Annotated in this window: 23 protein-coding genes; 11 read left to right on the top strand and 12 right to left on the bottom strand. The window is 51.1% G+C overall.

Annotation, left to right across the window (positions count from 1 at the left end; genetic code table 11):
* Positions 1-52 precede the first annotated feature (52 nt).
* From acs to actP, 3 genes are all read left to right on the top strand, one after another.
* On the top strand, positions 53-2,008 hold the full coding sequence (gene acs, locus RHD99_RS22100) for an acetate--CoA ligase (RefSeq protein ID WP_309876623.1): 1,956 nt from the start codon (positions 53-55) through the stop codon (positions 2,006-2,008).
* A gap of 148 nt (positions 2,009-2,156) precedes the next feature.
* On the top strand, positions 2,157-2,468 hold the full coding sequence (locus tag RHD99_RS22105) for a DUF485 domain-containing protein (protein ID WP_183272691.1): 312 nt from the start codon (positions 2,157-2,159) through the stop codon (positions 2,466-2,468).
* Positions 2,465-4,123 carry a cation/acetate symporter ActP gene (gene actP, locus RHD99_RS22110; protein ID WP_183272426.1) on the top strand — a complete coding sequence of 553 codons (1,659 nt, stop codon included), beginning with the start codon at positions 2,465-2,467 and terminating at the stop codon, positions 4,121-4,123. Before RHD99_RS22105 ends, actP begins: the two co-directional genes overlap by 4 nt.
* 230 nt (positions 4,124-4,353) lie before the next feature.
* Here actP and RHD99_RS22115 read toward each other — a convergent pair whose 3' ends face one another.
* Entirely contained in the window at positions 4,354-5,910 is a 1,557-nt protein-coding gene (locus RHD99_RS22115; protein WP_309876624.1) for a hypothetical protein, read from the bottom strand.
* An 86-nt stretch (positions 5,911-5,996) separates the two neighbouring features.
* Between RHD99_RS22115 and RHD99_RS22120 the strand changes: the two genes are divergently transcribed.
* From RHD99_RS22120 to RHD99_RS22130, 3 genes are all read left to right on the top strand, one after another.
* Positions 5,997-7,292 (top strand): Gfo/Idh/MocA family protein, encoded by a 1,296-nt coding sequence (locus RHD99_RS22120; protein ID WP_183272424.1) that lies wholly within the window; start codon positions 5,997-5,999, stop codon positions 7,290-7,292.
* Positions 7,293-7,533: 241 nt separating this feature from the next.
* Positions 7,534-7,902, top strand: coding sequence for a hypothetical protein (locus RHD99_RS22125; RefSeq protein ID WP_309879243.1), 369 nt, complete (start codon positions 7,534-7,536; stop codon positions 7,900-7,902).
* Positions 7,902-8,405, top strand: a complete 504-nt coding sequence (locus tag RHD99_RS22130; RefSeq protein ID WP_309876625.1) for a YqhG/Tai3 family protein — start codon at positions 7,902-7,904, stop codon at positions 8,403-8,405. Before RHD99_RS22125 ends, RHD99_RS22130 begins: the two co-directional genes overlap by 1 nt.
* Before the next feature lie 176 nt (positions 8,406-8,581).
* On the opposite strand, the gene RHD99_RS22135 is transcribed toward RHD99_RS22130, so the two are convergent.
* Positions 8,582-9,271, bottom strand: coding sequence for an LrgB family protein (locus RHD99_RS22135; protein WP_183272421.1), 690 nt, complete (start codon positions 9,269-9,271; stop codon positions 8,582-8,584).
* Positions 9,268-9,690: a CidA/LrgA family protein gene (locus RHD99_RS22140; RefSeq protein WP_309876627.1), complete on the bottom strand. Its 423-nt coding sequence runs from the start codon at positions 9,688-9,690 to the stop codon at positions 9,268-9,270. The genes RHD99_RS22135 and RHD99_RS22140 overlap by 4 nt, the downstream gene beginning before the upstream one ends.
* 103 nt (positions 9,691-9,793) lie before the next feature.
* Between RHD99_RS22140 and RHD99_RS22145 the strand changes: the two genes are divergently transcribed.
* Both RHD99_RS22145 and RHD99_RS22150 read left to right on the top strand, forming a co-directional pair.
* Complete coding sequence (locus RHD99_RS22145) at positions 9,794-10,681, top strand: LysR family transcriptional regulator (protein WP_309876630.1); 888 nt, start codon at positions 9,794-9,796, stop codon at positions 10,679-10,681.
* Positions 10,663-11,202, top strand: a complete 540-nt coding sequence (locus tag RHD99_RS22150; protein ID WP_309876632.1) for a hypothetical protein — start codon at positions 10,663-10,665, stop codon at positions 11,200-11,202. Before RHD99_RS22145 ends, RHD99_RS22150 begins: the two co-directional genes overlap by 19 nt.
* 20 nt (positions 11,203-11,222) lie before the next feature.
* Here RHD99_RS22150 and RHD99_RS22155 read toward each other — a convergent pair whose 3' ends face one another.
* The 5 genes from RHD99_RS22155 to soxR all read right to left on the bottom strand — a co-directional run bounded on the left by RHD99_RS22155 (position 11,223) and on the right by soxR (position 16,206).
* Positions 11,223-12,869, bottom strand: coding sequence for a Na+/H+ antiporter (locus tag RHD99_RS22155; protein WP_183272418.1), 1,647 nt, complete (start codon positions 12,867-12,869; stop codon positions 11,223-11,225).
* 152 nt (positions 12,870-13,021) lie between these two features.
* Positions 13,022-14,371: a guanine/hypoxanthine transporter GhxP gene (gene ghxP, locus RHD99_RS22160; RefSeq protein ID WP_309876635.1), complete on the bottom strand. Its 1,350-nt coding sequence runs from the start codon at positions 14,369-14,371 to the stop codon at positions 13,022-13,024.
* Positions 14,372-14,590: 219 nt separating this feature from the next.
* Positions 14,591-14,728, bottom strand: coding sequence for a hypothetical protein (locus tag RHD99_RS22165; RefSeq protein ID WP_309876637.1), 138 nt, complete (start codon positions 14,726-14,728; stop codon positions 14,591-14,593).
* 16 nt (positions 14,729-14,744) lie between these two features.
* Entirely contained in the window at positions 14,745-15,413 is a 669-nt protein-coding gene (locus RHD99_RS22170) for a glutathione S-transferase family protein (RefSeq protein ID WP_309876639.1), read from the bottom strand.
* Between the two features lie 337 nt (positions 15,414-15,750).
* Positions 15,751-16,206 carry a redox-sensitive transcriptional activator SoxR gene (soxR, locus tag RHD99_RS22175; protein ID WP_183272414.1) on the bottom strand — a complete coding sequence of 152 codons (456 nt, stop codon included), beginning with the start codon at positions 16,204-16,206 and terminating at the stop codon, positions 15,751-15,753.
* A gap of 85 nt (positions 16,207-16,291) precedes the next feature.
* Between soxR and soxS the strand changes: the two genes are divergently transcribed.
* A complete protein-coding gene (gene soxS / locus RHD99_RS22180; RefSeq protein ID WP_183272413.1) occupies positions 16,292-16,615 on the top strand; it encodes a superoxide response transcriptional regulator SoxS in 324 nt (107 codons plus the stop codon).
* Positions 16,616-16,852: 237 nt separating this feature from the next.
* Positions 16,853-17,134 carry a YjcB family protein gene (locus tag RHD99_RS22185; RefSeq protein WP_309876642.1) on the top strand — a complete coding sequence of 94 codons (282 nt, stop codon included), beginning with the start codon at positions 16,853-16,855 and terminating at the stop codon, positions 17,132-17,134.
* Positions 17,135-17,205: 71 nt separating this feature from the next.
* On the opposite strand, the gene RHD99_RS22190 is transcribed toward RHD99_RS22185, so the two are convergent.
* The 3 genes from RHD99_RS22190 to ssb1 form a co-directional block, all read right to left on the bottom strand.
* Positions 17,206-17,982 (bottom strand): ABC transporter substrate-binding protein, encoded by a 777-nt coding sequence (locus RHD99_RS22190; RefSeq protein ID WP_309876643.1) that lies wholly within the window; start codon positions 17,980-17,982, stop codon positions 17,206-17,208.
* Between the two features lie 15 nt (positions 17,983-17,997).
* Complete coding sequence (locus tag RHD99_RS22195; protein ID WP_309876645.1) at positions 17,998-19,176, bottom strand: M20 aminoacylase family protein; 1,179 nt, start codon at positions 19,174-19,176, stop codon at positions 17,998-18,000.
* A 181-nt stretch (positions 19,177-19,357) separates the two neighbouring features.
* The gene (gene ssb1, locus RHD99_RS22200) at positions 19,358-19,894 is read right to left on the bottom strand and encodes a single-stranded DNA-binding protein SSB1 (RefSeq protein WP_183272409.1); all 537 of its coding nucleotides are present in this window, start codon (positions 19,892-19,894) and stop codon (positions 19,358-19,360) included.
* Positions 19,895-20,122: 228 nt separating this feature from the next.
* On the opposite strand from ssb1, the gene uvrA reads away from it, so the two are divergent.
* The gene (gene uvrA / locus RHD99_RS22205; protein WP_309876647.1) at positions 20,123-22,948 is read left to right on the top strand and encodes an excinuclease ABC subunit UvrA; all 2,826 of its coding nucleotides are present in this window, start codon (positions 20,123-20,125) and stop codon (positions 22,946-22,948) included.
* Between the two features lie 12 nt (positions 22,949-22,960).
* Here the strand turns inward: uvrA and RHD99_RS22210 are convergent, their stop codons facing one another.
* Positions 22,961-23,314 carry an MmcQ/YjbR family DNA-binding protein gene (locus tag RHD99_RS22210; protein WP_309876649.1) on the bottom strand — a complete coding sequence of 118 codons (354 nt, stop codon included), beginning with the start codon at positions 23,312-23,314 and terminating at the stop codon, positions 22,961-22,963.
* Positions 23,315-23,375: the final 61 nt, after the last annotated feature.

Below are 23,375 nucleotides of genomic sequence, written 5' to 3' on the forward strand. Positions count from 1 at the left end.
TATTAACGTTTGCTTGACATATTATTAACATCCTACAAGGAGAAAAAAAGCCATGAGCCAAATACATAAACACGCCATTCCCGCAAATATTGCGGACAATTGCCTGATAAACCCGGAGCAATACCAGTCCATGTACCAACACTCGGTACATGATCCCGATGCATTCTGGAGCGAACAAGGGAAGATCCTTGATTGGATCAAACCTTATAAAAAGGTGAAAAACACCTCTTTCGCCCCTGGTAACATCTCTATCAAATGGTATGAAGACGGCACCCTGAATCTGGCCGCCAACTGCCTGGACAGGCATCTGAAAGATCGCGGTGATCAAACGGCGATCATCTGGGAGGGCGACGATGCCACTCAGAGTAAAACCATTACTTATCGCGAACTGCATCGCGAAGTGTGCCGTTTTGCCAATACCCTGGTAGAGCTGGGCATCAAGAAAGGCGATGTGGTCGCAATTTATATGCCGATGGTGCCGGAAGCCGCCGTTGCAATGCTGGCCTGTGCGCGTATCGGCGCGGTGCATTCGGTGATTTTTGGTGGTTTCTCACCGGAAGCGGTCGCGGGCCGTATTATCGACTCCAACTCTCGTCTGGTGATTACCGCCGATGAAGGCGTACGTGCCGGGCGTTCTATTCCACTGAAGAAAAACGTCGACGACGCGCTGAAAAACCCAGGCGTTAAAACCGTTGAGCACGTTGTGGTTCTGAAACGTACCGGTGGAAATGTGGAGTGGCATGAAGGCCGCGATCTGTGGTGGAACGAACTGGTTGAAAAAGCCAGCACACACCACCAGCCAGTGGAGGTCAACGCTGAAGATCCGCTGTTTATCCTTTACACCTCCGGTTCAACCGGCAAGCCGAAAGGCGTGCTGCACACCACGGGTGGCTATCTGGTGTATGCCGCCACCACCTTTAAATATGTATTCGATTACCACCAGGGCGACGTTTACTGGTGTACCGCAGACGTGGGTTGGGTCACCGGCCACAGCTACCTTCTTTACGGCCCGCTGGCGTGCGGTGCCATCACGCTGATGTTTGAAGGCGTACCAAACTGGCCAGCACCAAACCGCATGGCGCAGGTGGTTGATAAGCATAAAGTGAATATTCTCTACACCGCACCGACGGCGATTCGTGCGCTGATGGCTGAAGGCGATAAAGCGATTGAAAATACCGATCGTTCGTCGCTGCGCATTTTGGGTTCGGTGGGTGAGCCTATCAACCCGGAAGCGTGGGAATGGTACTGGAAGAAAATCGGTAACGAAAAATGCCCGGTGGTTGATACCTGGTGGCAGACCGAAACCGGCGGTTTCATGATTACCCCAATTCCCGGTGCGACCGAGCTGAAAGCAGGTTCCGCCACACGCCCATTCTTTGGCGTTCAGCCCGCTTTAGTGGATAACGAAGGTAATCCGCAACAGGGTGCAACCGAAGGCAACCTGGTGATCACCGATTCGTGGCCAGGCCAGGCGCGCACGCTGTTTGGCGACCACGAACGTTTCGAGCAGACCTATTTCTCGACGTTTAAAAATATGTACTTCAGCGGTGACGGCGCGCGTCGTGACGAAGACGGTTATTACTGGATTACCGGACGCGTGGACGACGTGCTGAACGTTTCCGGTCACCGTCTGGGCACCGCAGAAATCGAGTCAGCCCTGGTGTCGCACCCGAAAGTCGCTGAAGCGGCGGTGGTTGGCATCCCGCATAACATTAAAGGCCAGGCGATTTACGCGTATGTGACGCTAAACCACGGCGAAGAACCGACACCTGAGCTGTATACCGAAGTGCGTAATTGGGTCCGCAAAGAGATTGGCCCACTTGCCACACCGGATATCCTGCACTGGACTGATTCACTACCGAAAACCCGCTCTGGCAAAATTATGCGCCGCATTTTGCGCAAAATCGCCGCCGGCGATACCAGCAACCTTGGTGATACTTCAACGCTTGCCGATCCGGGTGTTGTTGAGAAGCTGCTGGAAGAAAAACAAGCCATTACCATGCCTTAGTCGCTCTTCCTCTCCCTCCGATTTCTCCCTCTCCCTGTGGGAGAGGGTCGGGGTGAGGGGAATACAATCAACATAACGCCCTCACCCTAGCCCTCTCCCCCAGGAGAGGGAAAATAAAAACCACAACCTTACCTCTGGAGAATCTGTGATGAATAACATTTATCAACAGATAGAAGACAGTGAGCATTTCAGGGAGTTAGTCGCTAAACGGCAACGGTTTGCCACCATTTTATCTCTCATCATGCTGGTGATTTACGTCAGCTTTATTTTGCTGATTGCGTTTGCTCCCGGCTGGTTGGGCACGCCTTTACACGAAGGCACCACCGTGACACGTGGCATTCCCATTGGTGTTGGTGTGATTCTGATCTCTTTCTTCCTGACGGGCGTTTACGTCTGGCGGGCGAACGGCGAATTTGACCGCCTGAATAATGCCGTTGTGCGCGAGGTGAAGGTATCATGAAACGTCTTTTCGGCCTCCTTGCCGCACCGCTCCTGAGCCTGCCTGCGTCTGCCTTTGCGGCTGATGCGATTACGGGGGCTGTGCAACGCCAGCCAACCAACTGGCAGGCGATCATTATGTTCATCATTTTCGTCGCCTTTACTTTAGGCATTACTTACTGGGCGTCCAAACGCACCCGCACCCGTAGCGATTACTACACCGCTGGCGGCAATATCACGGGCTTCCAGAATGGCCTGGCGATTGCGGGCGATTATATGTCTGCCGCGTCGTTCCTCGGGATTTCGGCGCTGGTATTTACCTCTGGCTACGACGGCCTGATTTACTCACTGGGCTTTTTGGTCGGCTGGCCGATTATTCTGTTCCTGATTGCTGAACGCCTGCGAAACCTGGGCAAATACACCTTTGCGGACGTGGCGTCGTATCGCCTGAAACAAGGGCCAATTCGTATTCTGTCGGCCTGTGGTTCACTGGTCGTCGTGGCGCTGTACCTGATTGCTCAGATGGTGGGCGCGGGCAAACTGATCCAACTGTTGTTCGGCCTGAACTACCACGTTGCGGTGGTGCTGGTTGGCGTGTTGATGGTGATGTACGTGCTGTTTGGCGGCATGCTGGCAACCACTTGGGTGCAAATCATCAAAGCAGTACTGTTGCTGTTCGGCGCAAGTTTCATGGCCTTTATGGTAATGAAACACGTCGGCTTTAGTTTCAACAATTTGTTCGCTGAAGCGATCGCAGTCCATCCGAAAGGCATCGCCATCATGAGCCCTGGCGGGCTGGTGAAAGACCCAATATCAGCGCTTTCGCTGGGATTAGGTTTGATGTTTGGTACCGCCGGTTTGCCACATATTCTGATGCGTTTCTTCACCGTAAGCGATGCTCGCGAAGCTCGTAAAAGCGTGCTTTATGCCACCGGTTTCATGGGTTATTTCTACATCCTGACCTTTATCATCGGCTTTGGCGCAATCATGTTGGTGGGGGCAAACCCGGCCTTTAAAGATGCGGCTGGCGCATTGATTGGCGGCAATAACATGGCAGCGGTTCACCTGGCTGATGCCGTGGGTGGCAGCTTGTTCTTAGGCTTTATTTCGGCAGTCGCCTTCGCCACGATTCTGGCAGTGGTCGCCGGTTTAACGCTTGCAGGTGCGTCAGCGGTGTCGCATGACCTCTACGCTAACGTATTCCGCAAAGGGGCATCTGAACGTGATGAGCTGAAAGTGTCGAAAATCACCGTTCTGGTGCTGGGTGTGGTGGCTATCCTACTGGGGATTTTGTTCGAGAAACAAAACATCGCCTTCATGGTCGGCCTGGCGTTCTCGATTGCGGCGAGCTGTAACTTCCCTATTATTTTGCTCTCAATGTACTGGTCAAAACTGACCACACGTGGCGCGATGGTAGGTGGTTGGCTCGGCTTGCTGACTGCGGTCATTCTGATGGTCCTCGGCCCAACGGTTTGGGTACAGGTTCTCGGTCACGCTTCAGCCATCTTCCCGTATGAATACCCTGCGCTGTTCTCGATTCTGGTGGCGTTTGTCGGTATCTGGGTATTCTCCATCACCGATAACAGCCCTGAAGGCAATCTGGAACGTGAGAAATTCCGTGCTCAGTTCATCCGTTCCCAAACCGGGATTGGTATCGAACAAGGTCGCGCACACTGATCGTTTTGCCCTTCCCGGCTCGCCTGAGCCGGGAAATTTCTCACCGATCGACTTCGCATTTTCCCTCGCTCAATACGCCGTTGCTCACAGTTTTCCGCCCAACAAAAGTGATTCGCGTCACAGAGAATTTCTCCATTTTGCGAGATTGATCGCGAGTTTAGCCATTGCCAGTCGTAGCGCGGTTTTGCGCGCCGATTGCCGCACGACAATCCCATTCCACCTTCATATGATTATCTCAACAGGCTCGCGGCGAACTCACGTAACCGTTCAGCATTGAGCAGTAATGAAACATAGTGCGGGCTGCCTGCTGGCGGCGAATCAGCCCAACGTTCCAGCGTATCGGCAAAACGCAGCAGTGTTTCCCGATGCCCGGTGGACGTCTTTAACACCTGGGCGGCATCACCGTAATGTTCGCTCATTTGCATGTCACTGACAGCGAAAGCAACGCGTGAGAACAGCTGGCCGTACATTTCGGCGTTACGCCAGGCGGCTTCAAGGCGTTCCAGCGTGTCGTTGGGGCAGGTGATGCGTAGTTCGCGGAGTTGTTGTACCGCAGAGGTTGCAAGAAACTGGGCGCTCTCTTTTTCAAGTCCAATCAACTGGCGTTGATCGGCGCCGAGTTTAGGGTCGTCTTTTGGAAACAGCGGCTGAAAAGCCTGTACCCAGTTGGCGCTACGAATGTCGGTATGCAGCAGTTGCTGCGCCTGAGCATAGCTTTCCGGGATTTGGCTTTGGTAGTGCATGCGCCGCCCGAGAAGATTCGGTGTTTTGCATAGCCAGTCGTAACTTGAGGTGTACAAATCGCTAAAACGCTGGCGGTCCAGCTTGCTGTGGAAACCCAGTTTTTGCTGCTCAATCCAGCGGTCAATGACAGAAGAAGGCGCGGTGTTATTCGCGGCATTTAAGCCGAAAAGATTGATGGCATTAGCAGAATCCATCGTCAGACCGTCAGGCAGCCACTGCCAGGCAACGCGTGATGTGATGGTTTCGATGTTGTGGTCAGCGAGGCTGGTCGCCCAGCTTAAACGCCCCTGGATTTCATCGCCCAGATAACAGGGCAGGATCGTCCAGCCGTAGCCGGTGCCCCAGAGATCGTATTCGATCCATTTTTTACGCCCGCTGAGCGCCACAATATGCGGGTGGTTAGCAAAACCGGGATGGTAATCCAGTTCCGTGGCTTTTATCGACGCGCGTACATCATCCGGCAGGCCGGATAACACGCGAGAAAGTTGTTGGCGCGGCCAACTGGTATCAATGAAATCGCGCAGAATGAGTTTTTTACCCTGAGCCCGTAACAGGCTCCAGACGTGATGCAGGCTTTGCTGCCAGCCGTCGGTCTGAAACTGCGGGGTGGTCAGGCTCAATATCAAACCGCTGAGGTGCGGTAATAACGGTAATAACCGGGTCAATATCGACGAATAAAACTGTTTCCAGAAATCGGGCGTACTGCGCTCATCAAAAGAAAACTCAGGAAATTTACGTCTGATGATGTCATCGGTCGGCGCGGCTTCGCCTTGTAGCCAAAAGCTGAGGTTATTCTCCTGCAAATAAGCACTGACCTTTTTTAAATATTGCAGGGCGTTTTTTTGCTGGTGAATAAGATTTTCAACGTCGTGGCGGTAACTCAACGGTGACGGTGTTGCCAGCAGCGAAAGCAACTCCTGCTGATGAAGAATAATGCCGGTAAAACCGTGAACTCTGGCGGCATTGACACAAGAAACAAACCACGGCCAGTGCCAAATAAACGGGCTGTTTAACTCCATTAATTGATGCGGAACCAGTTTCATACGCATTACCGGAAATAAAGCCAGGTTGGAATTGTAGGGTGGATAAACGTCAGCGTCATCTACCCCTTATTGAATATGAGGATATTATGAAAAAATATGCGTTGGTGGGAACCGGTGGCCGAGCGGGCTTATATATCGAAGCGATCGGTGGAAAATGGAAAGACAATGCGCAGTTAGTCGCGTTTTGCGACACCAATCAGACGCGCATGAATTACGCCAATAAGCTGCTGACCAACACAGGCGCGGCGCAGGCGTCCACCTGGAAAGCTGCGGATTTCGAAACCATGATCCGCGAAACGCGCCCGGATATTGTCATTGTCACCACCATGGACCGAACGCATGACGATTACATCGTGCGAGCGCTACACGCTGGTTGCGATGTGATTACCGAAAAACCGATGACCATTGATGAGCAGCGCGCCCTGCGCATTCTGGATGCCATCGAACAGACTGGCCGGGAAGTGCGCGTCGCATTTAATTATCGTTATGCGCCGCACCACAGCAAAATCCGTGAACTGCTGATGGATGAAACCATTGGTGAAGTGTTCTCGGTGCATTTCGAATGGTTACTCAACACCGAACATGGTGCGGATTATTTCCGTCGCTGGCACCGCGAAAAACGTAACAGCGGCGGCCTGCTGGTGCATAAATCCACCCATCACTTTGACCTGATGAACTTCTGGCTGGGCAGTTATCCGGAACGGGTATATGCGGAAGGCGGACTGCGTTTTTACGGCAAAGAGAATGCAGAAAAGCGCGGTGTTTCGCAGTTTTATCCACGAGCCCATGGTTTTGCTGCGGCCAAAGATGACCCGTTTGCGCTACACATGGAGGACAATGCGCAGCTCAAGGCGCTGTATCTGGAAGCGGAACATGAAGACAATTATTTCCGCGACCAGAGCGTATTCAGCGACGGGATTAACATCGAAGACACCCTGTCGGTGATGGTTAAATACCAAAACCAGGTGCAGATGACCTATTCACTGAACGCATATTTGCCGTGGGAAGGGTTGAACGTGGTGTTCAACGGCAGTCGCGGGCGGCTTGAGATGAAACTGGTGGAGATGTCTTACGTCAATGCTGGCGGCGAACGTGAAAATGAAGGCAGTCTGGAAAGCTGTGACATCACCGTGTTCCCCATGTTTTCAGCACCTTACAAAGCCGATTTCAGTATTGGCGCGGGTGGACACGGCGGTGGCGATAACGCGATGCTGGCCGACTTATTCGGCGAACCGGGTCACGACCCACTCAAACGTGCCGCCGATCACCATGATGGGGCGATGTCGATCCTGACCGGTATTGCCGGGAATATTTCGATGCAACAACAGCGCCCGGTTTGTTTTAAAGAGTTTGAGCTGGTTTCACGGCTAAAAAGTAAGTAAGCACTTACTGGGTGATGTCGGGTAGTGCTTCACTGCCCGACATCACATTCACGATTAAAGCTATAATCATCAAGAATAATATCGCTAAATATCAACTAGTTAAAAACCTATCTTACGTTCATCCACATTACCCATGCATCAACAGTTTCCATACTTTTTATCTATGGCACCTTATGCAATAAAACCATTTCAAATCAGTGGTTTATTTGTGGTTTTCACAATATCAAAAAAGGAAATCACGATGGGATGTAACAGAAATGCGGCTGTAGATCACGCCAGAGGGCACGCAAACGCCAGCTCTCATGGTCGTTGTGCTGAATACACCAGAGAAGCGATCAATGCAGGCGGAGTCGAAATTGGCCACACCAATTCAGCTAAAGACTATGGAGTATTGTTGGAGAACGCAGGTTTTAGAGCTATAGGCAAAGGAGAAAATTTACTCGCTGGAGATGTTGTCGTCATTCAACCCTATCCAGGCGGAAACCGGAACGGGCATATGGCGATTTTTGATGGCACCACCTGGTACTCTGATTTTCGCCAGCGTGATATGTGGGCAGGGCCTGGCTATCGCAGTTCTCATCCTTCGTATGTTATCTACAGGAAAAATTAATGCGTGCATTATTGCTGGTATCACTCCTGCTAATGGGTTGCACCACTCGCGCACAGACGCCCAAAGCAACCGTCCGCGATTTTTATCATTTTTACTTAACGGATTTTGTCTCTGACGGTAACGAGAACCCGCTGACTTCCGCCAAAATGCAGCAGTACGTCGCGAAAGAAACGCTGACAAGGCTTAAAGCCATTCAGGATATCGAAGAGCAAGAGATCGTAGAGGCGGACTATTTCACTTACTGCCAGGATTATGCTGCCGAATGGATACCCGCTCTTGAAGTCGGAACCGCCAGAGACGATGCAGGGGGTAAAGTGCTGGATGTCTGGCTGGGTATTGAGGGGGGCAAAAAACTTAAGCTTCGCGACTATCTGCGCCAGGAAGACGGGAATTGGAAAATCTACCGGGTGGTGGATGTTTCGAACGGGTTTGAGCAAAACATATTTGATGATAAAGCGATTAGTGCGGCCAAAGCCCACGCAGCCACGCTCTCCAAAAACTAGCGATGAAATGTCGGGTAGTGCTTCACTGCCCGACACAATATTCACAGCTCATACCCAATGGATTTCGAGTTGTAGGCAGGCGGCAAGAGAAGGAGTCCCGAATCACTTACTTAAGTAAGTGATTCGGGCGAGTGACCGCAGCCAACGCACATACAGCTTGAAAGACGAAGGGTATATTAGAACATCAACCAACTCACAACGGGTGCCAGCACCACCAAAACGACGCCGGAAAACATCATCACCAAACTGGCAACCACGCCTTCCTGCGGACCCAGCTCGTAAGAACGCGCAGTGCCCGCGCCGTGAGAAGCGGCACCGAAGCCAGCCCCTTTTGCCATCCCTTCACGAATCGCAAGACGCAAAAACAGCACATCACCGACCGCCATTCCAAATACGCCGGTCACTACCACAAACAGCGCCACGAGTTCAGGTTGCCCGCCGAGAGGTTTTGCCGCCGCCAGAGCAAAAGGTGTGGTAATCGAGCGCACCGCAAGGCTGCGCTGGATTTCATCCGACAAAGTAAATAACCGTGCCAGCCAGACCGAACTGGTCACCGCCACAACCGTTGCGGTGATAACGCCTGCGGTGAGTGACATCCAGTGACGTTTTATCACCTTGAGATTGTCATAAACCGGTACAGCAAATGCGATTGTCGCCGGGCCAAGTAGCCACAGCAGCCAGTGCGCTTCACCCATGTAGCTTTGATAGGAGATATGGCCAAAAATGAGCATTGCCACCAGCAGTAATGGGGTCAAAACCAGCGGCATTAACGGCAGTTTGCGAAAGCGGCGATAGAGTTTTTTATTGGCAAAATAGAGCCCGAGAGTGATCACCAGGCACAGAATACTCAACTGGAAATTATTCACAGCTTAGCCTGTCTGCGCGCTTCTCGCGCCAGTTCAAAACGGTAGACCTTATCCACCACCAGCGCGGTTGCACCGAGCACCAGCGTAGTGCTGATAGCAATGACCAGGAAAATGCGCCAGCCATCAACCATCAGCAGTTCAGCGTAATTCACCACCGCGACCACCGCAGGCACAAAGAACAGCAACATTTCAGCCAGTAACCAGCGAGAGCCTGCACGCACCCATTTCAGCGGCACCACACGGCAAACGATCAGCGCCAACAGCAGCAACATCCCGACCAGGTTTGCAGGCAGCGGCAAATGCCACCATTCCACTAACTGCTGAGCAAAAACAAACAATCCCGCGTATAGAGCAACTTGTACTGGCACTTGCATACGGCGAAAAATAACCGGCGTAAATCCACGTATCGCCACATACATGAGAGTGGCACTCCAAAAAAATATGAGGAGGCGATTATAGTTAGCCAACGTCATTGAAAGAAATGAATTAAAATCATCAGAGGTATAGTCAACGGGAATAGTTATGGACATCAGGACACTGCGTTATTTTGTTGAGGTGGTTCGCCAGCAAAGTTTTACCCGCGCTGCCCAGAAGATGTTCGTCACTCAGCCGACCATCAGCAAAATGCTGCGCAATCTCGAAGATGAACTCGGCTGCACGCTGCTGATTCGTGATGGACGAAAACTCTTACTGACGGATACCGGTGAGGTGGTTTACCAACACGGTTTGGCTATTTTGGCGGAATTTCGCCAGTTGGAAGCCGAATTGGGTGACATTAACCATCTCAACAAAGGCGTGCTGCGCCTCGGCATTCCTCCTATGGTCGGCATGTTAATGGCGGGGCCCATTAGCCTGTATCGCCAGCGTTACCCGGGCGTCGAGCTGAAAATTTCTGAATTTGGCGGTTTGACGGTGCAACAGGCGGTGCTTAATGGCGAGCTGGATTTAGCCATGACCGCCCTTCCGGTAGAAGACGAGCATACGTTCTGCACGTTGCCCTTGGTCCAGAATCCGCTCTGCGTTTTGGTACCGCGTTCAGGCCCGTGGACGACACGCGAAAGTATCGACCCTGGCGAACTGGCCGCTCATCCGTTACTCATCTACAACGAAGATTTCGCATTAAGCCGCCAGTTAATTCAGCTGTTTCAGGAGCATGGATTTACACCACGTATTGCGGTGCGCAGCGGGCAGTGGGATTTCCTCGCCGCCATGGTGCAGGCCGGTGTCGGGATTGCGATTTTGCCAGAGACTATTTGCCAGCGGCTTGATAAAAACACGCTGATGTGGCTGCCGTTAAACAGCGATTTGACGTGGCAACTGGCGATGATTTGGCGCGAAGGTGTTTATATTTCGCATAGCGCTCAGGCGTGGATTTCATGCTGTAAGGAGTTTTGGCCGGAGCATCCGTAGGATGCCCTCACCCCAACCCTCTCCCACAGGAGAGGGAGAAAACCGTCCCCAATGATTTTGCCGAGCTGTCCCTTCTCCCTCAGGAGAGGGAGAAAACCGTCCCCAATTATTTCGCCGAGCTGTCCCTTTTCCCACAGGAGAGGGAGAAAACCGTCCCCAACTATTTCGCCGAGCTGTCCCTGCTCACTCAGGAGAGGGAGAAAACCGTCCCCAACTATTTCGCCGAGCTGTCCCTTCTCCCTCAGGAGAGGGAGAAACCGCCCCAACTATTTCGCCGAGCTGTCCCTTTTCCCACAGGAGAGGGAGAAAACCGTCCCCAATTATTTCGCCGAGCTGTCCCTTCGCCCACAGGAGAGGGAGAAAACCGCCTCAACTATTTCGCCGAGCTGTCCCTTCTCCCTCAGGAGAGGGAGAAAACCGTCCCAACTATTTTGCCGAGCAATCCCTTCGCCCACAGGAGAGGGAGAAACCGCCCCAACTATTTCGCCGAGCTGTCCCTTCTCCCTCAGGGAGAAGGTTAGGATGAGGGTTGTTTTACCGGTTACTGCTGTTCGATTAGCAGCGCTTCGAGCAAATCGAGATCGTGCAGCAGCTTCATCAAAGTGTCATTGCTGATTTTCTGCGTCGCGCGTAAATGGTAAAGCTCTGCACGCTCGGCACGTAATGCGGCAAGACGGAAACGGCGCTCAAGATTCTCTTCCAGTTCGCTGCTTTCCATGTCATTTCGCCCATCAGCACGACGGCGTAAGTTCCCAATCACGCGTGAACTTACCTCTTTGAGCAACTGATCATCGAGGTTCTCATTAACGTCAGATTGCAGGCGTTCTTCCATTTTCTCAATCGCGGTAATCGCGACTTCTGCCGTTGCCGCGCGGGCAACTCGTTCCTCTTGACGGGCCACCGACTTGTCAGGAACTTCCACATTGCGCAGCAAAATCGGCAACATGATTACCCCGGTAAACAGCGAGAACAGAATCACGCCTGCCGCGAGGAAGATAAGCTCATAACGCGCCGGGAATGGCGTTCCGTCACCTAACAGCAGCGGAATGGATAACACACCGGCAAGGGTGATAGCCCCGCGCACACCAGCAAACGAGGCAATGCCCAACTCGCGCATAGTGTAAGAGCCGAACTCCAGCGGGCGTTTTTTCATAAAGCGTAAACTGATGCGTTTCATCGACCACAGCCACAAGAAACGCACGCCAATCAGGGCGAAATAGATAAGCCCGACATCGACAAACAGCATCCACAATTCTACGTTCGGATCGGCGTTTGCCGCCGCAATAGACGTCTTCATGATGCCGGGTAATTGCAGGCCTAACAGCAAGAACACCATGCCGTTAAACACAAACTCGAGCATTGCCCAGACGCTGTTTGCACGCAGGCGCATTGCCAGCGGTGCGCTGCGCAACACGCCAGAACGGGTGATGGTCATCCCTGCGGCAACCGCCGCCAGAATACCGGAAACGCCGATGTGTTCCGCAATCAGGTAAGACGCGAATGGCAGCAGCAACAGCAGCAGGATTTGTGTGGCGGGTTCGTCACCGCTCCAGCGACTCATCAGACGTAACGATTTGCCGTACAGCCAGCTCACGGCTATCCCCGCCAGCAGGCCGCCAATTGCCACTTTAAAGAACTCAAATGTTGCCCCGCCGACACTAAACACCATCGTACCCACGGCAACCGCCACGGCCATTTTCAACGAAACCAGGCCGGAAGCGTCGTTCATTAGCGCTTCGCCCTGCAAAATCCCCATGATTTTCTTCGGAATTCGCCCTTCTCCGACGATACCCGAAAGCGCCACGGCATCTGTCGGCGAGAGCACCGCCGCCAGCGCAAATGCAGGAATTAACGGGATCCCCGGCACCACAGCATAAATCAGGAAGCCAATACCGACGACGGTGACCAGCACCAGAACCAGCGCAAGGCCGATGATTTCGCGCCCATGATGGAGAAATTCGTTTGTCGGGGTTTTCCAGCCATCGGCAAACAGCAACGGTGGAATAAACAGCACCAGAAACAGTTCCGGGTTGAAATCGACATGCAAACCGAAGTGCGGCCAGGCGAGCACCGCACCTATCGCTATCTGCATTAACGGGAGCGGGATCTGGAATGGCAGCATACGTGTCGCAACCCCAGACAAAGAGACCACAAGGGTCATGATGAGAATAGTAAAGAAGATTTCCATGCTTTCCTTAGTCGCGGTGTTTTGTGAAACCCTTTTTGCAGGATGTTGTTCTTATCATAAAACAACTTTATACACCGGAAGGAAACAGGAAAAGACTTGAAAGGGAGAAACATGCGGACCACAGAGTGCAGTCCGCAGAGTTTAAAACCAGATTAGATAGCCCACCCACCAGCGTAAAACGTAACTAACGCGATTGCGATGATTACCGTACCGATATTCAGCTTGCGCCATTCACCCGATACGATGCGGCCAATCACCAGTGAGGCAAAACCAATCATGATGCCGGTAACGATGTTACAGGTCAGCACGATGAATACCGCGGTAATCAGGCCAGCCATTGCATCAACGAAATCTGCGAAATCGATTTTTGCAACGTTGCTCAGCATCAGCAGACCCACGTACATCAGCGCCGGAGCGGTAGCGTATGCAGGAACAAGGTAAGAAAGCGGAGAAAGGAACAGAATCAGCAGGAACAGCACGCCAACGGTGATGGCTGTCAGGCCGGTTTTACCGCCCGCCGCAGTACCTGCCGCAGACTCGATATACACCGCTGCTGGAGCTGCACCCACCAGGCCTGAGAACACGGAGCTCAAGGAGTCGGTAGTCAGCGCTTTGCCGCCATCAATGATTTGACCGTCTTTATCCAGCAGATTTGCCTGGCCTGCAACAGCACGGATGGTGCCAGTTGCATCGAATACCGCCGTCATCACCAACGCCAGAACGCTTGGTAACACCACCGGATTCAGTGCGCCCATAATATCCAGGCTACCAATCAGCGAGTTACCCGCTTCATCTTTCAGCGATGGCATTGCGAAGATGCCAGAGAAATGTACAGATGGGTCGAAGATCAGGCCGAAAATAGAAATACCGATAATGGTCAGCAAAATGCCGCCAGGGACTTTCAGTTTTTCCAGACCAATAATCACCGCCAGGCCAATCAAAGACATGATCACAGGGAAGCTGGCGAAATGGCCGAGTGCGACAGGCAGACCATCCAGTGGGTTTTTGATAACCAGGCCGACACCGTTTGCTGCAATCAGCAGCAGGAACAGGCCGATACCGATGCCAGTGCCATGCGCAACACCCATCGGTAAGTTACGCAAAATCCAGCTACGAATGCCGGTCGCGGAGATGATGGTGAACAGCACACCCATCAGGAATACTGCGCCCAGCGCAACAGGCACGCTGATGTGTTGGCCTAATACCAGGCTGAATGCGGTAAAAGCCGTCAGTGAAATGGCGCAACCAATTGCCAGCGGCAGGTTTGCCCAAAGGCCCATGACAAGAGAGCCGACACCGGCAACCAGGCAAGTTGCCACAAAGACCGCCGCAGGAGGGAAACCTGCTTTACCGAGCATGCCCGGAACGACGATCACGGAGTACACCATCGCGAGGAAAGTGGTTAAACCCGCCACAACTTCCTGACGAACGGTACTGCCACGTGCAGATATTTTGAACCAGGCATCAAGACCGCCGGTTGCACGCGGAGAATGATTAGACATAGTGAAAAATCCCCTGAGATTTTTATGATGATGTCGGTATACGTGGTGGACAATCCACTGCTGATTAAACGTTCAAATTCTAAAATACTACGAATCAATCCCTGTGCTGCATTTGTGACAAAAAGGGGCGTCACAAAAAAAGCAAACGTTTAACTCCGCGCATACAAACTGGGTGTAAATATTAAGGCAAACGATTATCCGGCCTTCTTACATGGATTTTCAACCGAACTTTGCCGCTTTTTGCTGAAAAACGCGTTGGCTGGCTAAATTATCGCCACCTCGTGCGCAAACGTTATCGTCGATGCGCAATTTAGCAACAATGATGCAAGATACCGGTAATGAATTTGCCTGACTCATAGGATTTTTCGATAGTTCATTGGCCAGGGATTTCGAACGGTCCCCCTTGTTGAATTGCTCGCAGCCAAGCCGGTCGTTGTTGTACTTTATCAAACCAATTTTGCAGGTTGGGTAAATCGTTGATGCCGCCGCGAGACAGTAAAGCGACGACCGGAAAACTCATTTGAATATCCGCCGCACTGAAGGCCTGACCTGCAAACCACGGATTTTTTTGCAGTGAATCTTCGAGATAACGCGCATGAGTCATAATCTGTTTGTTCAGATAAGCCTTTTGCACCCCCTGCCCCAATAAATTACCCACCGGACGCAGCAACCACGGCACAGGTTCTTTCCCCAGACTGCCGAACACCAGTTTCATCATTAACAGTGGCATTAACGATCCTTCGGCGTAATGCAGCCAAAAGCGATAACGCAGCTTTTCTTCGCTGGAAATGGGTTTGTAGCGACTTTCGAGATCGTAGGTTTCTTGCAGGTATTCAATGATTGCGCCCGACTCCGCGAGGATGTTGCCGTTATCTTCCACCACCGGTGACTTACCCAACGGGTGCACAGCTTTTAATGACTCGGGCGCCAGCATGGTGGATTCGCGTTGATAACGAATAATCTGGTACGGCACCTGCAGCTCCTCAAGCATCCATAAAATACGCTGTGAGCGAGAGTTATTGAGATGATGGACGATAAGCATGAGTTAACCTTCTGTTTAACAAGATGAGTTAACTATAGGTAAATGGGCAAAAAGTGAAGTATTAGAAGTGTACAAAAAATACTCAAATAGCCTTGAAACCTGGCGAAGGGGATCTACACTTAAATTGTCAGTGCAATCCGGAACCTCCTGAGAATGTGTGATTGAGGGACGCTGATGTCGGGGGAAACCCTCCTTGCGAAAAGCGGGATAGATCGAAAGACAAAGACCGGGAAAAACTAAAGCGCCGATGTTTGGCGCTTTAGTTTTTCTATCAATAAATGAATTTTCATTCTTGCTGAGTGACACGGCTTAGCGCAGCGACATCCACCCGACATTTTTACTCTTCCAGAAGACGCGCGCCCGTCCCCTGCTCACCCAACGCGTCACCCGGATTGCGTAAGGGACAATCGGCACCGGACAGACAGCCGCAACCAATGCAGCCATCCAGTTCATCGCGCAAAGCCGTTAGCGTATGAATGCGCCGCTCGAGTTCTTCGCGCCATTGCGACGACATCTTTTTCCAGTCGTTTTTATTAATTTTATGCCCGTCAGGCAGCACACCAAACTCTTCACCAATCGTCGCCAGTGGAATGCCAATGCGCTGCGCAATTTTAATGATTGCCACGTTTCGCAGCACATCACGCGTGTAGCGCCGTTGGTTTCCACTGTTACGTACGCTTTTGATGAGTCCTTTGCTTTCATAGAAGTGCAACGCAGAAACCGCCACACCACTGCGCTTCGCAACTTCACCAGGGCTTAGCAAAGATTTAAATCGGGGTGATTTCTTTTCCAAAATGGTCTTTACCTCAAGTTAACTTGAGGAATTATACTCGCTGCCAACAAAACCTGCTAATGGTAATCGGGCTTGGGGAAGGCTTATGGCACATCAGGATATTATTCAAACTTTGACTGAATGGATTGACGATCATATTGATCAACCGCTGAACATTGATGTTGTGGCAAAAAAATCTGGTTATTCAAAATGGTATCTGCAAAGGATGTTCCGTACCGTGAAGCGCCAAACTCTGGGTGAATATATTCGGCAGCGCCGTTTGTTGATGGCGGCGAAAGAGTTACGCAACACCCGACGCCCGATTTTTGATATCGCGATGGATTACGGTTATGTCTCTCAGCAGACTTTCTCACGCGTGTTTCGCCGTGAGTTTGACCGCACGCCAACTGACTATCGTCATCACGCCTGATGCAGTTTGCCAGAATTTTGTCGCTGAGCACGTCGATAAAGCGGAACAGAAAATGCGCTACAAGTGTGGTGATTAAAAGAACAAATGTGATATAGTTCACACATCCTGTGTAACGGGATTCTTCTTACATTTTCTGTACCCACTCATTTTCCAGACGGTCCCTATGCTGTAATTGCTGCGCCTTGTGTCGCGCATAACCGTTGAGCGTAATGAGTTATGTGATAAAGGACAATTTTCATGGCGGCAATCACCACCAGCGTTTTATTAATGCGCTGGCCTTTAGTCAGTGCAGTTCTGATGTTTTTAGCGAGTACGTTGAATATCCAGTTTCGCAAATCCGATTACACGTTTTTTGCCATCGTCAGCAGTATGTTGGGGATTGCATCTGCCTTGTGGTTTGCGACGGGTTTGCTGGGGCTGGAGTTGGCCGATTTCCCGATAATCTGGGCATCGTTTAAAGACATTATGATTGAGATCTCAAGTCATGCCCCGCCGGAATGGCCGATGGTAATGACCTGATGAGTCTGCGTTGAAAATGTAAATGGCCTCTTTCGAGGCCATTTTTGTTTTTGTGCATCGACAGCGTACGTTTAGGTTCCTGAGTAGATATCAAAACTAAAGTATTTTGATGCCAGCTTTTTATAGGTTCCATCGGCAAGGATCTGGCTAATCGCGCCATTAATCGCTTCGCGCAATTCCGTGTCATCTTTACGCAAGCCAATAGCAGCACCCGCATCGAATAATTCAGGATCCTGCAATGCGCCCCCCACAAAGGTAAAATCCTTACCCTGCGGTTTTTTAAGGAAACTGTATTCTGCCATTACGCCAGAAAGCACAGCGCCATCAATACGCCCGGATTCTAAATCCCGCACGACCATATCAGCGCCCTGATAAGAGACAACATTCACACCCGCACTGCGCCAGTTTTTGTTGGCGAAGGTTTCCTGGGCTGAACCTTGTTCCACACCTATCGTTTTGCCCTTCAGTTGCTCAACATTTGGCTTAATTTCGGTTTTTTTATTTGCAACGAGGAATACCGGACCATTATAAATCTTATCCGTAAAGGCAATTTGCTCTTTACGTTTTTCCGTCATATACATTCCGGATAAAATAGCATCAAACTTTCTCGCCTGTAGCGCAGGAATAATTGCATCAAAGTTATTTTCAACCCAAATACATTTAGCCTGAAGTTTCTCGCAAATAGCATTTCCTAAATCAATATCAAAACCGACAACTTTCCCATTGGCATCTTTCGATTCAAATGGAGCAAATGTTGGGTCAACACCAAAACGGATCTCTTTAATATTATTTGCCAATGCCGAACTTGTCGCCAGCAGAACAATTAACGGCAGTAAATATTTTTTCATATTAGCTCCAGTGAATTAACGACAATAAGCTTGAACTAAACGGGAAAAGAATGATGCGCCGGTTGAAATAATATCATCATTAAAATCATAACCCGGGTTATGCACCATACAACCACCTTTATCGCCCTTTTCTCCATTGCCTAATAAGAAATAACTGCCCGGTCTTTCTTGCAGCATAAACGCAAAATCTTCGCTGCCCGTTGAAGGGAGAACTTTATCGAGCACCGCATCTTTACCGAAGAAATCAATAGCCAGCTCGCGGGCAAAGGCGGTTTGTTCATCATCGTTAATCAGCACTGGATAAGAATCATAAACTTCCACATCACAACTTGCGCCAAAGCTTTTCGTCGTAAGATCGGCTAATTCTTCAATTCTTTTAATTAATAAATCGCGGATTTCTGGTTTCATGGCGCGCACGGTTAATTCCATCACTGCGCTATCCGGGATAACGTTCGATGCAATACCGGACTGGAAAGTCCCCACGGTCACAATGGCGGTTTCACCCGGTGTCACATTGCGGGAAACAATGGTTTGCAGCGCGGTAATTAATGCAGCACCCGTCACGATAGGGTCAACGGTACGTTGCGGGTAAGCGCCATGGCCACCGTAACCTTTAATGGTAATTTTCACCGTATCCGCCGAGGCCATGAAATTACCCGCATAAAATCCTAATTTACCTACAGGTAAACCCGGCATGTTGTGCAGACCAAAAATGCGATCGCATGGGAAGCGTTCAAATAGCCCCTCTTTAATCATTAAGTCCGCACCGCCAATGGCTTCTTCGGCTGGCTGGAAAATGAGGTGCACTGTACCGTTGAACTCACAGGCTGGTGAGGCAATATATTTTGCAGCGGCTAATAGAATGGTGGTGTGTCCATCATGGCCGCAGGCATGCATTTTTCCGGGAACGGTACTGGCCCACGGTAAATTGGTTTCTTCAAAGATGGGCAGTGCATCCATGTCAGCACGCAGGCCAATAGATTTAGTTGAGTCCCCTTTTTTAAACGTCCCGACAACACCTGTGGTGCCAATACCACGAGTGACTTTATAGCCCCAGGTTTCAAGCTGCTGAGCCACTAAGTCGCTGGTTTTAAACTCCTCCAGACTTAATTCTGGATTCGCATGTAGATAATGCCGTATTGCTATCATCTCATCTTCAGATGCTTTTATTTCTGGAATAAGGAAATCCGTCATGCTGTTCTCCAGTGGAGTTTTATTGTGTTTGCACAAAATAACTTAGCTGGATAATGTTTTAATGCAAGTGGGATTACTTATGGCAGAATGAAATACATTCAGATTGCTAATAGGATCACCGTTTTTGGATATAAAAAAACCCCGCATGCGCGAGGTTTTTAATAACGTTTTATTCCAAATATCAGAATGGAATATCGTCGTCAAAGTCCATTGGTGGTTCATTGTTAGAGGGTGCTGGTGCACTCTGCTGCGGACGAGATTGCGCGCCGCCGCTGAACTGGTTTCCACCCTGCTGCGGTTGCTGAGGTTGACCCCAACCACCTTGCTGCTGGCCTGGATTACCGCCACCTGCTGGAGCACCGCCTGCTGCACGGCCACCCAACATTTGCATGGTACCGCCAACGTTAACCACGACTTCGGTGGTGTATTTTTCAACGCCAGCCTGGTCAGTCCATTTACGCGTCTGCAAAGCACCTTCGATATAAACCTGGGAGCCTTTACGCAGGTATTCACCCGCCACTTCTGCCAGTTTGCCGAACAGCACTACACGGTGCCATTCAGTCTTTTCTTTGGTTTCGCCGGTTTGCTTATCGCGCCAGGACTCTGACGTGGCCAGAGTAATGTTGGCAACTGCGCCACCATTTGGCATGTAGCGTACTTCCGGGTCTTGACCCAGATTCCCGACGAGAATCACCTTGTTTACGCCTCTGCTGGCCATGATCGTGTCTCCTGAAACGTTGTATGAATAGTGTAAACCTTCGATTCTACCATGCCACCCCTAATCTTTATAGCTGCGGAATGCATTCCAGAATCTCGTCAATGTATACATTGTTGCATTAAAACACTGGATATTCATTCAGGTTTTATTGTGTCATAATTAGCCGTTTGTGATCGTCGGCGGCCTCCTGTGCGGCCTGGCAAAAAGCGTTTAAACCGGGAAAGGTGAATGGATAAGATCGAAGTTCGGGGCGCCCGCACCCACAATCTCAAAAATATTAACCTCGTGATTCCACGCGACAAGCTGATTGTCGTGACTGGGCTTTCGGGTTCTGGCAAATCCTCACTGGCTTTCGACACCTTATACGCCGAGGGGCAGCGTCGTTACGTTGAGTCCCTCTCCGCCTATGCGCGTCAGTTTCTCTCTTTGATGGAAAAGCCGGATGTCGACCACATTGAAGGTTTGTCGCCTGCCATTTCTATCGAGCAGAAATCCACGTCCCACAACCCGCGTTCAACAGTCGGTACTATTACTGAAATTCACGACTACCTGCGCCTGCTGTATGCCCGCGTGGGTGAGCCTCGTTGCCCAGACCACGATGTGACACTGGCGGCACAAACGGTCAGCCAGATGGTCGATAACGTTTTAGCGCAACCTGAAGGCAAGCGCCTGATGCTGCTCGCTCCCATCATTAAAGATAGAAAAGGCGAGCACACTAAAACGCTGGAAAACCTTGCAAGCCAGGGTTATATCCGCGCAAGGATCGACGGAGATGTGTGCGATCTATCCGATCCGCCAAAGCTAGAATTACAGAAAAAACATACCATTGAAGTGGTGGTTGACCGTTTCAAAGTGCGTGAAGATTTAGCACAGCGCCTGGCTGAGTCGTTTGAGACAGCGCTGGATTTATCCGGTGGTTCTGCGGTTGTGGCCGATATGGACGACGAAAAAGCCGAAGAGTTGCTGTTCTCTGCTAACTTCGCCTGCCCAATCTGCGGCTACAGCATGCGCGAACTGGAACCGCGCCTGTTTTCGTTCAACAACCCGGCCGGTGCTTGCCCAACCTGTGATGGGCTTGGTGTGCAGCAGTATTTCGACCCAGAGCGTGTGGTGCAAAACGGCGAGCTTTCACTGGCTGGCGGTGCGATTCGCGGCTGGGATCGCCGTAACTTCTATTACTTCACGATGATGCGTTCGCTGGCCGAGCATTATAAATTCGATATCGAAACGCCGTGGAATGAACTGAGCGCCAGCGTGAAAAACGTGGTACTCAACGGTTCGGGCAAAGAAAGCATCGAATTTAAATATATAAACGATCGTGGCGATACGTCAGTGCGCCGCCATCCGTTTGAAGGCGTTTTGCATAATATGGAGCGCCGCTATAAAGAGACAGAATCTTCAGCAGTGCGCGAAGAGCTGGCGAAATTTATCAGCAACCGTTCATGTTCAAGCTGCGAAGGTACACGTCTGCGTCGTGAAGCACGTCATGTGTATGTCGAAAATACGCCGCTGCCGACCATCTCAGATATGAGCATCGGCCATGCGATGGAATTCTTCCAGAACATGAAGCTCAGCGGCCAGCGCGCGCAAATCGCTGAGAAAGTACTGAAAGAGATTGGCGATCGCCTGAAGTTCCTGGTTAACGTCGGTCTGAACTACCTGTCACTTTCGCGTTCCGCTGAAACCCTTTCCGGTGGTGAAGCCCAGCGTATTCGTCTGGCGAGCCAGATTGGTGCGGGTCTTGTCGGCGTGATGTACGTACTGGATGAACCGTCAATCGGTCTGCATCAGCGTGATAACGAACGCCTGCTGGAAACCCTGATTCACCTGCGTGACCTCGGTAACACCGTGATTGTGGTTGAGCACGACGAAGATGCTATCCGCGCCGCAGACCATATTATTGATATCGGCCCTGGTGCCGGTGTTCACGGCGGCCAGGTGGTGGCGGAAGGCTCCATGCAGGACATCATGGATGTTCCTGAATCGCTGACCGGGCAGTTCCTCAGCGGCAAGCGTGAAATCGCCGTACCGAAGCAGCGTGTGCCAGCCGACCCTGAGAAAGTGTTGAAACTGGTGGGCGCGAAAGGTAACAACCTGAAAGACGTGACCCTGACGCTGCCGGTAGGCTTGTTCACTTGTGTCACTGGGGTTTCTGGTTCTGGGAAATCAACACTGATTAACGACACGTTATTCCCCATCGCTCAGCGCCAGCTTAACGGCGCGACGATTGCTGAACCTGCGCCATACCGCGATGTTCATGGCCTCGAGCATTTCGATAAAGTGATTGATATCGACCAAAGCCCAATTGGCCGTACACCACGCTCAAACCCTGCAACCTACACCGGTGTGTTCACGCCAGTGCGTGAACTGTTTGCCGGTGTGCCTGAGTCGCGTGCGCGTGGTTATACGCCAGGCCGTTTCAGCTTTAACGTGCGTGGCGGGCGCTGCGAAGCGTGCCAGGGCGACGGTGTTATCAAAGTCGAGATGCACTTCTTGCCGGATATTTACGTGCCGTGCGACCAGTGCAAAGGCAAGCGCTACAACCGCGAAACGCTGGAAATTAAGTACAAAGGCAAAAGCATCCACGAAGTGCTGGATATGACCATTGAAGATGCTCGCGAGTTCTTTGATGCTGTTCCTGCGCTGGCGCGTAAGCTGCAAACGTTAATCGACGTAGGTCTGTCTTATATTCGCCTTGGGCAATCGGCTACAACACTTTCCGGTGGTGAAGCACAGCGTGTGAAACTGGCGCGTGAGCTTTCTAAGCGCGGCACCGGTCAGACGTTGTATATCCTTGATGAGCCAACCACTGGCCTGCACTTTGCCGATATCCAGCAGTTGCTGGAAGTTCTGCATCAGTTGCGCGATCAGGGCAATACCATTGTGGTTATCGAGCACAATCTTGACGTGATTAAAACCGCAGACTGGATTGTCGATCTTGGCCCAGAAGGCGGCAGCGGCGGCGGGGAAATTCTCGTTTCCGGCACGCCAGAAACCGTCGCGGAATGCGAAGCCTCGCATACTGCGCGCTTCCTCAAGCCATTACTTAAATAATCAATCAAGTTATCAGTTAGAAAGCTGCTGCCGGGTCTGATCTGGCAGCAGCGATAATGCCTGCTGATAAGAGGCATCCACCAGATAGTAAATCTGCGAATCGGGTAGTGACCCATCTAAATAAACCGTGCTCCAGTGTGCTTTATTCAGATGCGCACTAGGATAAACATCGCTGTGTTGCTCACGTAATAAATCAGCAAGTGCCGGGCTGGCTTTCAACGACACCGCCGGGCGAGCTTCCACGTCATGCACCATCGCATACATCACATCTGCCACTTTGATTTGTGTTGCCTTCCAGTCGCTATGAACAGTTTGTTCCGCTCCGGGTTTGTTCATGCAGTACTGCAATAGATCCGAGTTGGTCATTTTTATTCCCCTTATGGCAACAAGATGAGTGATTTTCGCTCATCTAAGTGTGCTCGCTACT

This window comes from Buttiauxella selenatireducens (assembly GCF_031432975.1).
GTDB classification, from domain to species: domain Bacteria; phylum Pseudomonadota; class Gammaproteobacteria; order Enterobacterales; family Enterobacteriaceae; genus Buttiauxella; species Buttiauxella selenatireducens.

Coding starts and splice junctions, on each gene's coding strand:
- acs (WP_309876623.1), top strand. CDS start 53: ATGAGCCAAATACATAAACACGCCATTCCCGCAAATATTGCGGACAAT.
- RHD99_RS22105 (WP_183272691.1), top strand. CDS start 2,157: ATGAATAACATTTATCAACAGATAGAAGACAGTGAGCATTTCAGGGAG.
- actP (WP_183272426.1), top strand. CDS start 2,465: ATGAAACGTCTTTTCGGCCTCCTTGCCGCACCGCTCCTGAGCCTGCCT.
- RHD99_RS22115 (WP_309876624.1), bottom strand. CDS start 5,910: ATGAAACTGGTTCCGCATCAATTAATGGAGTTAAACAGCCCGTTTATT.
- RHD99_RS22120 (WP_183272424.1), top strand. CDS start 5,997: ATGAAAAAATATGCGTTGGTGGGAACCGGTGGCCGAGCGGGCTTATAT.
- RHD99_RS22125 (WP_309879243.1), top strand. CDS start 7,534: ATGGGATGTAACAGAAATGCGGCTGTAGATCACGCCAGAGGGCACGCA.
- RHD99_RS22130 (WP_309876625.1), top strand. CDS start 7,902: ATGCGTGCATTATTGCTGGTATCACTCCTGCTAATGGGTTGCACCACT.
- RHD99_RS22140 (WP_309876627.1), bottom strand. CDS start 9,690: ATGTATGTGGCGATACGTGGATTTACGCCGGTTATTTTTCGCCGTATG.
- RHD99_RS22145 (WP_309876630.1), top strand. CDS start 9,794: ATGGACATCAGGACACTGCGTTATTTTGTTGAGGTGGTTCGCCAGCAA.
- RHD99_RS22155 (WP_183272418.1), bottom strand. CDS start 12,869: ATGGAAATCTTCTTTACTATTCTCATCATGACCCTTGTGGTCTCTTTG.
- ghxP (WP_309876635.1), bottom strand. CDS start 14,371: ATGTCTAATCATTCTCCGCGTGCAACCGGCGGTCTTGATGCCTGGTTC.
- RHD99_RS22165 (WP_309876637.1), bottom strand. CDS start 14,728: ATGAGTCAGGCAAATTCATTACCGGTATCTTGCATCATTGTTGCTAAA.
- RHD99_RS22170 (WP_309876639.1), bottom strand. CDS start 15,413: ATGCTTATCGTCCATCATCTCAATAACTCTCGCTCACAGCGTATTTTA.
- soxS (WP_183272413.1), top strand. CDS start 16,292: ATGGCACATCAGGATATTATTCAAACTTTGACTGAATGGATTGACGAT.
- RHD99_RS22185 (WP_309876642.1), top strand. CDS start 16,853: ATGGCGGCAATCACCACCAGCGTTTTATTAATGCGCTGGCCTTTAGTC.
- RHD99_RS22190 (WP_309876643.1), bottom strand. CDS start 17,982: ATGAAAAAATATTTACTGCCGTTAATTGTTCTGCTGGCGACAAGTTCG.
- RHD99_RS22195 (WP_309876645.1), bottom strand. CDS start 19,176: ATGACGGATTTCCTTATTCCAGAAATAAAAGCATCTGAAGATGAGATG.
- ssb1 (WP_183272409.1), bottom strand. CDS start 19,894: ATGGCCAGCAGAGGCGTAAACAAGGTGATTCTCGTCGGGAATCTGGGT.
- uvrA (WP_309876647.1), top strand. CDS start 20,123: ATGGATAAGATCGAAGTTCGGGGCGCCCGCACCCACAATCTCAAAAAT.
- RHD99_RS22210 (WP_309876649.1), bottom strand. CDS start 23,314: ATGACCAACTCGGATCTATTGCAGTACTGCATGAACAAACCCGGAGCG.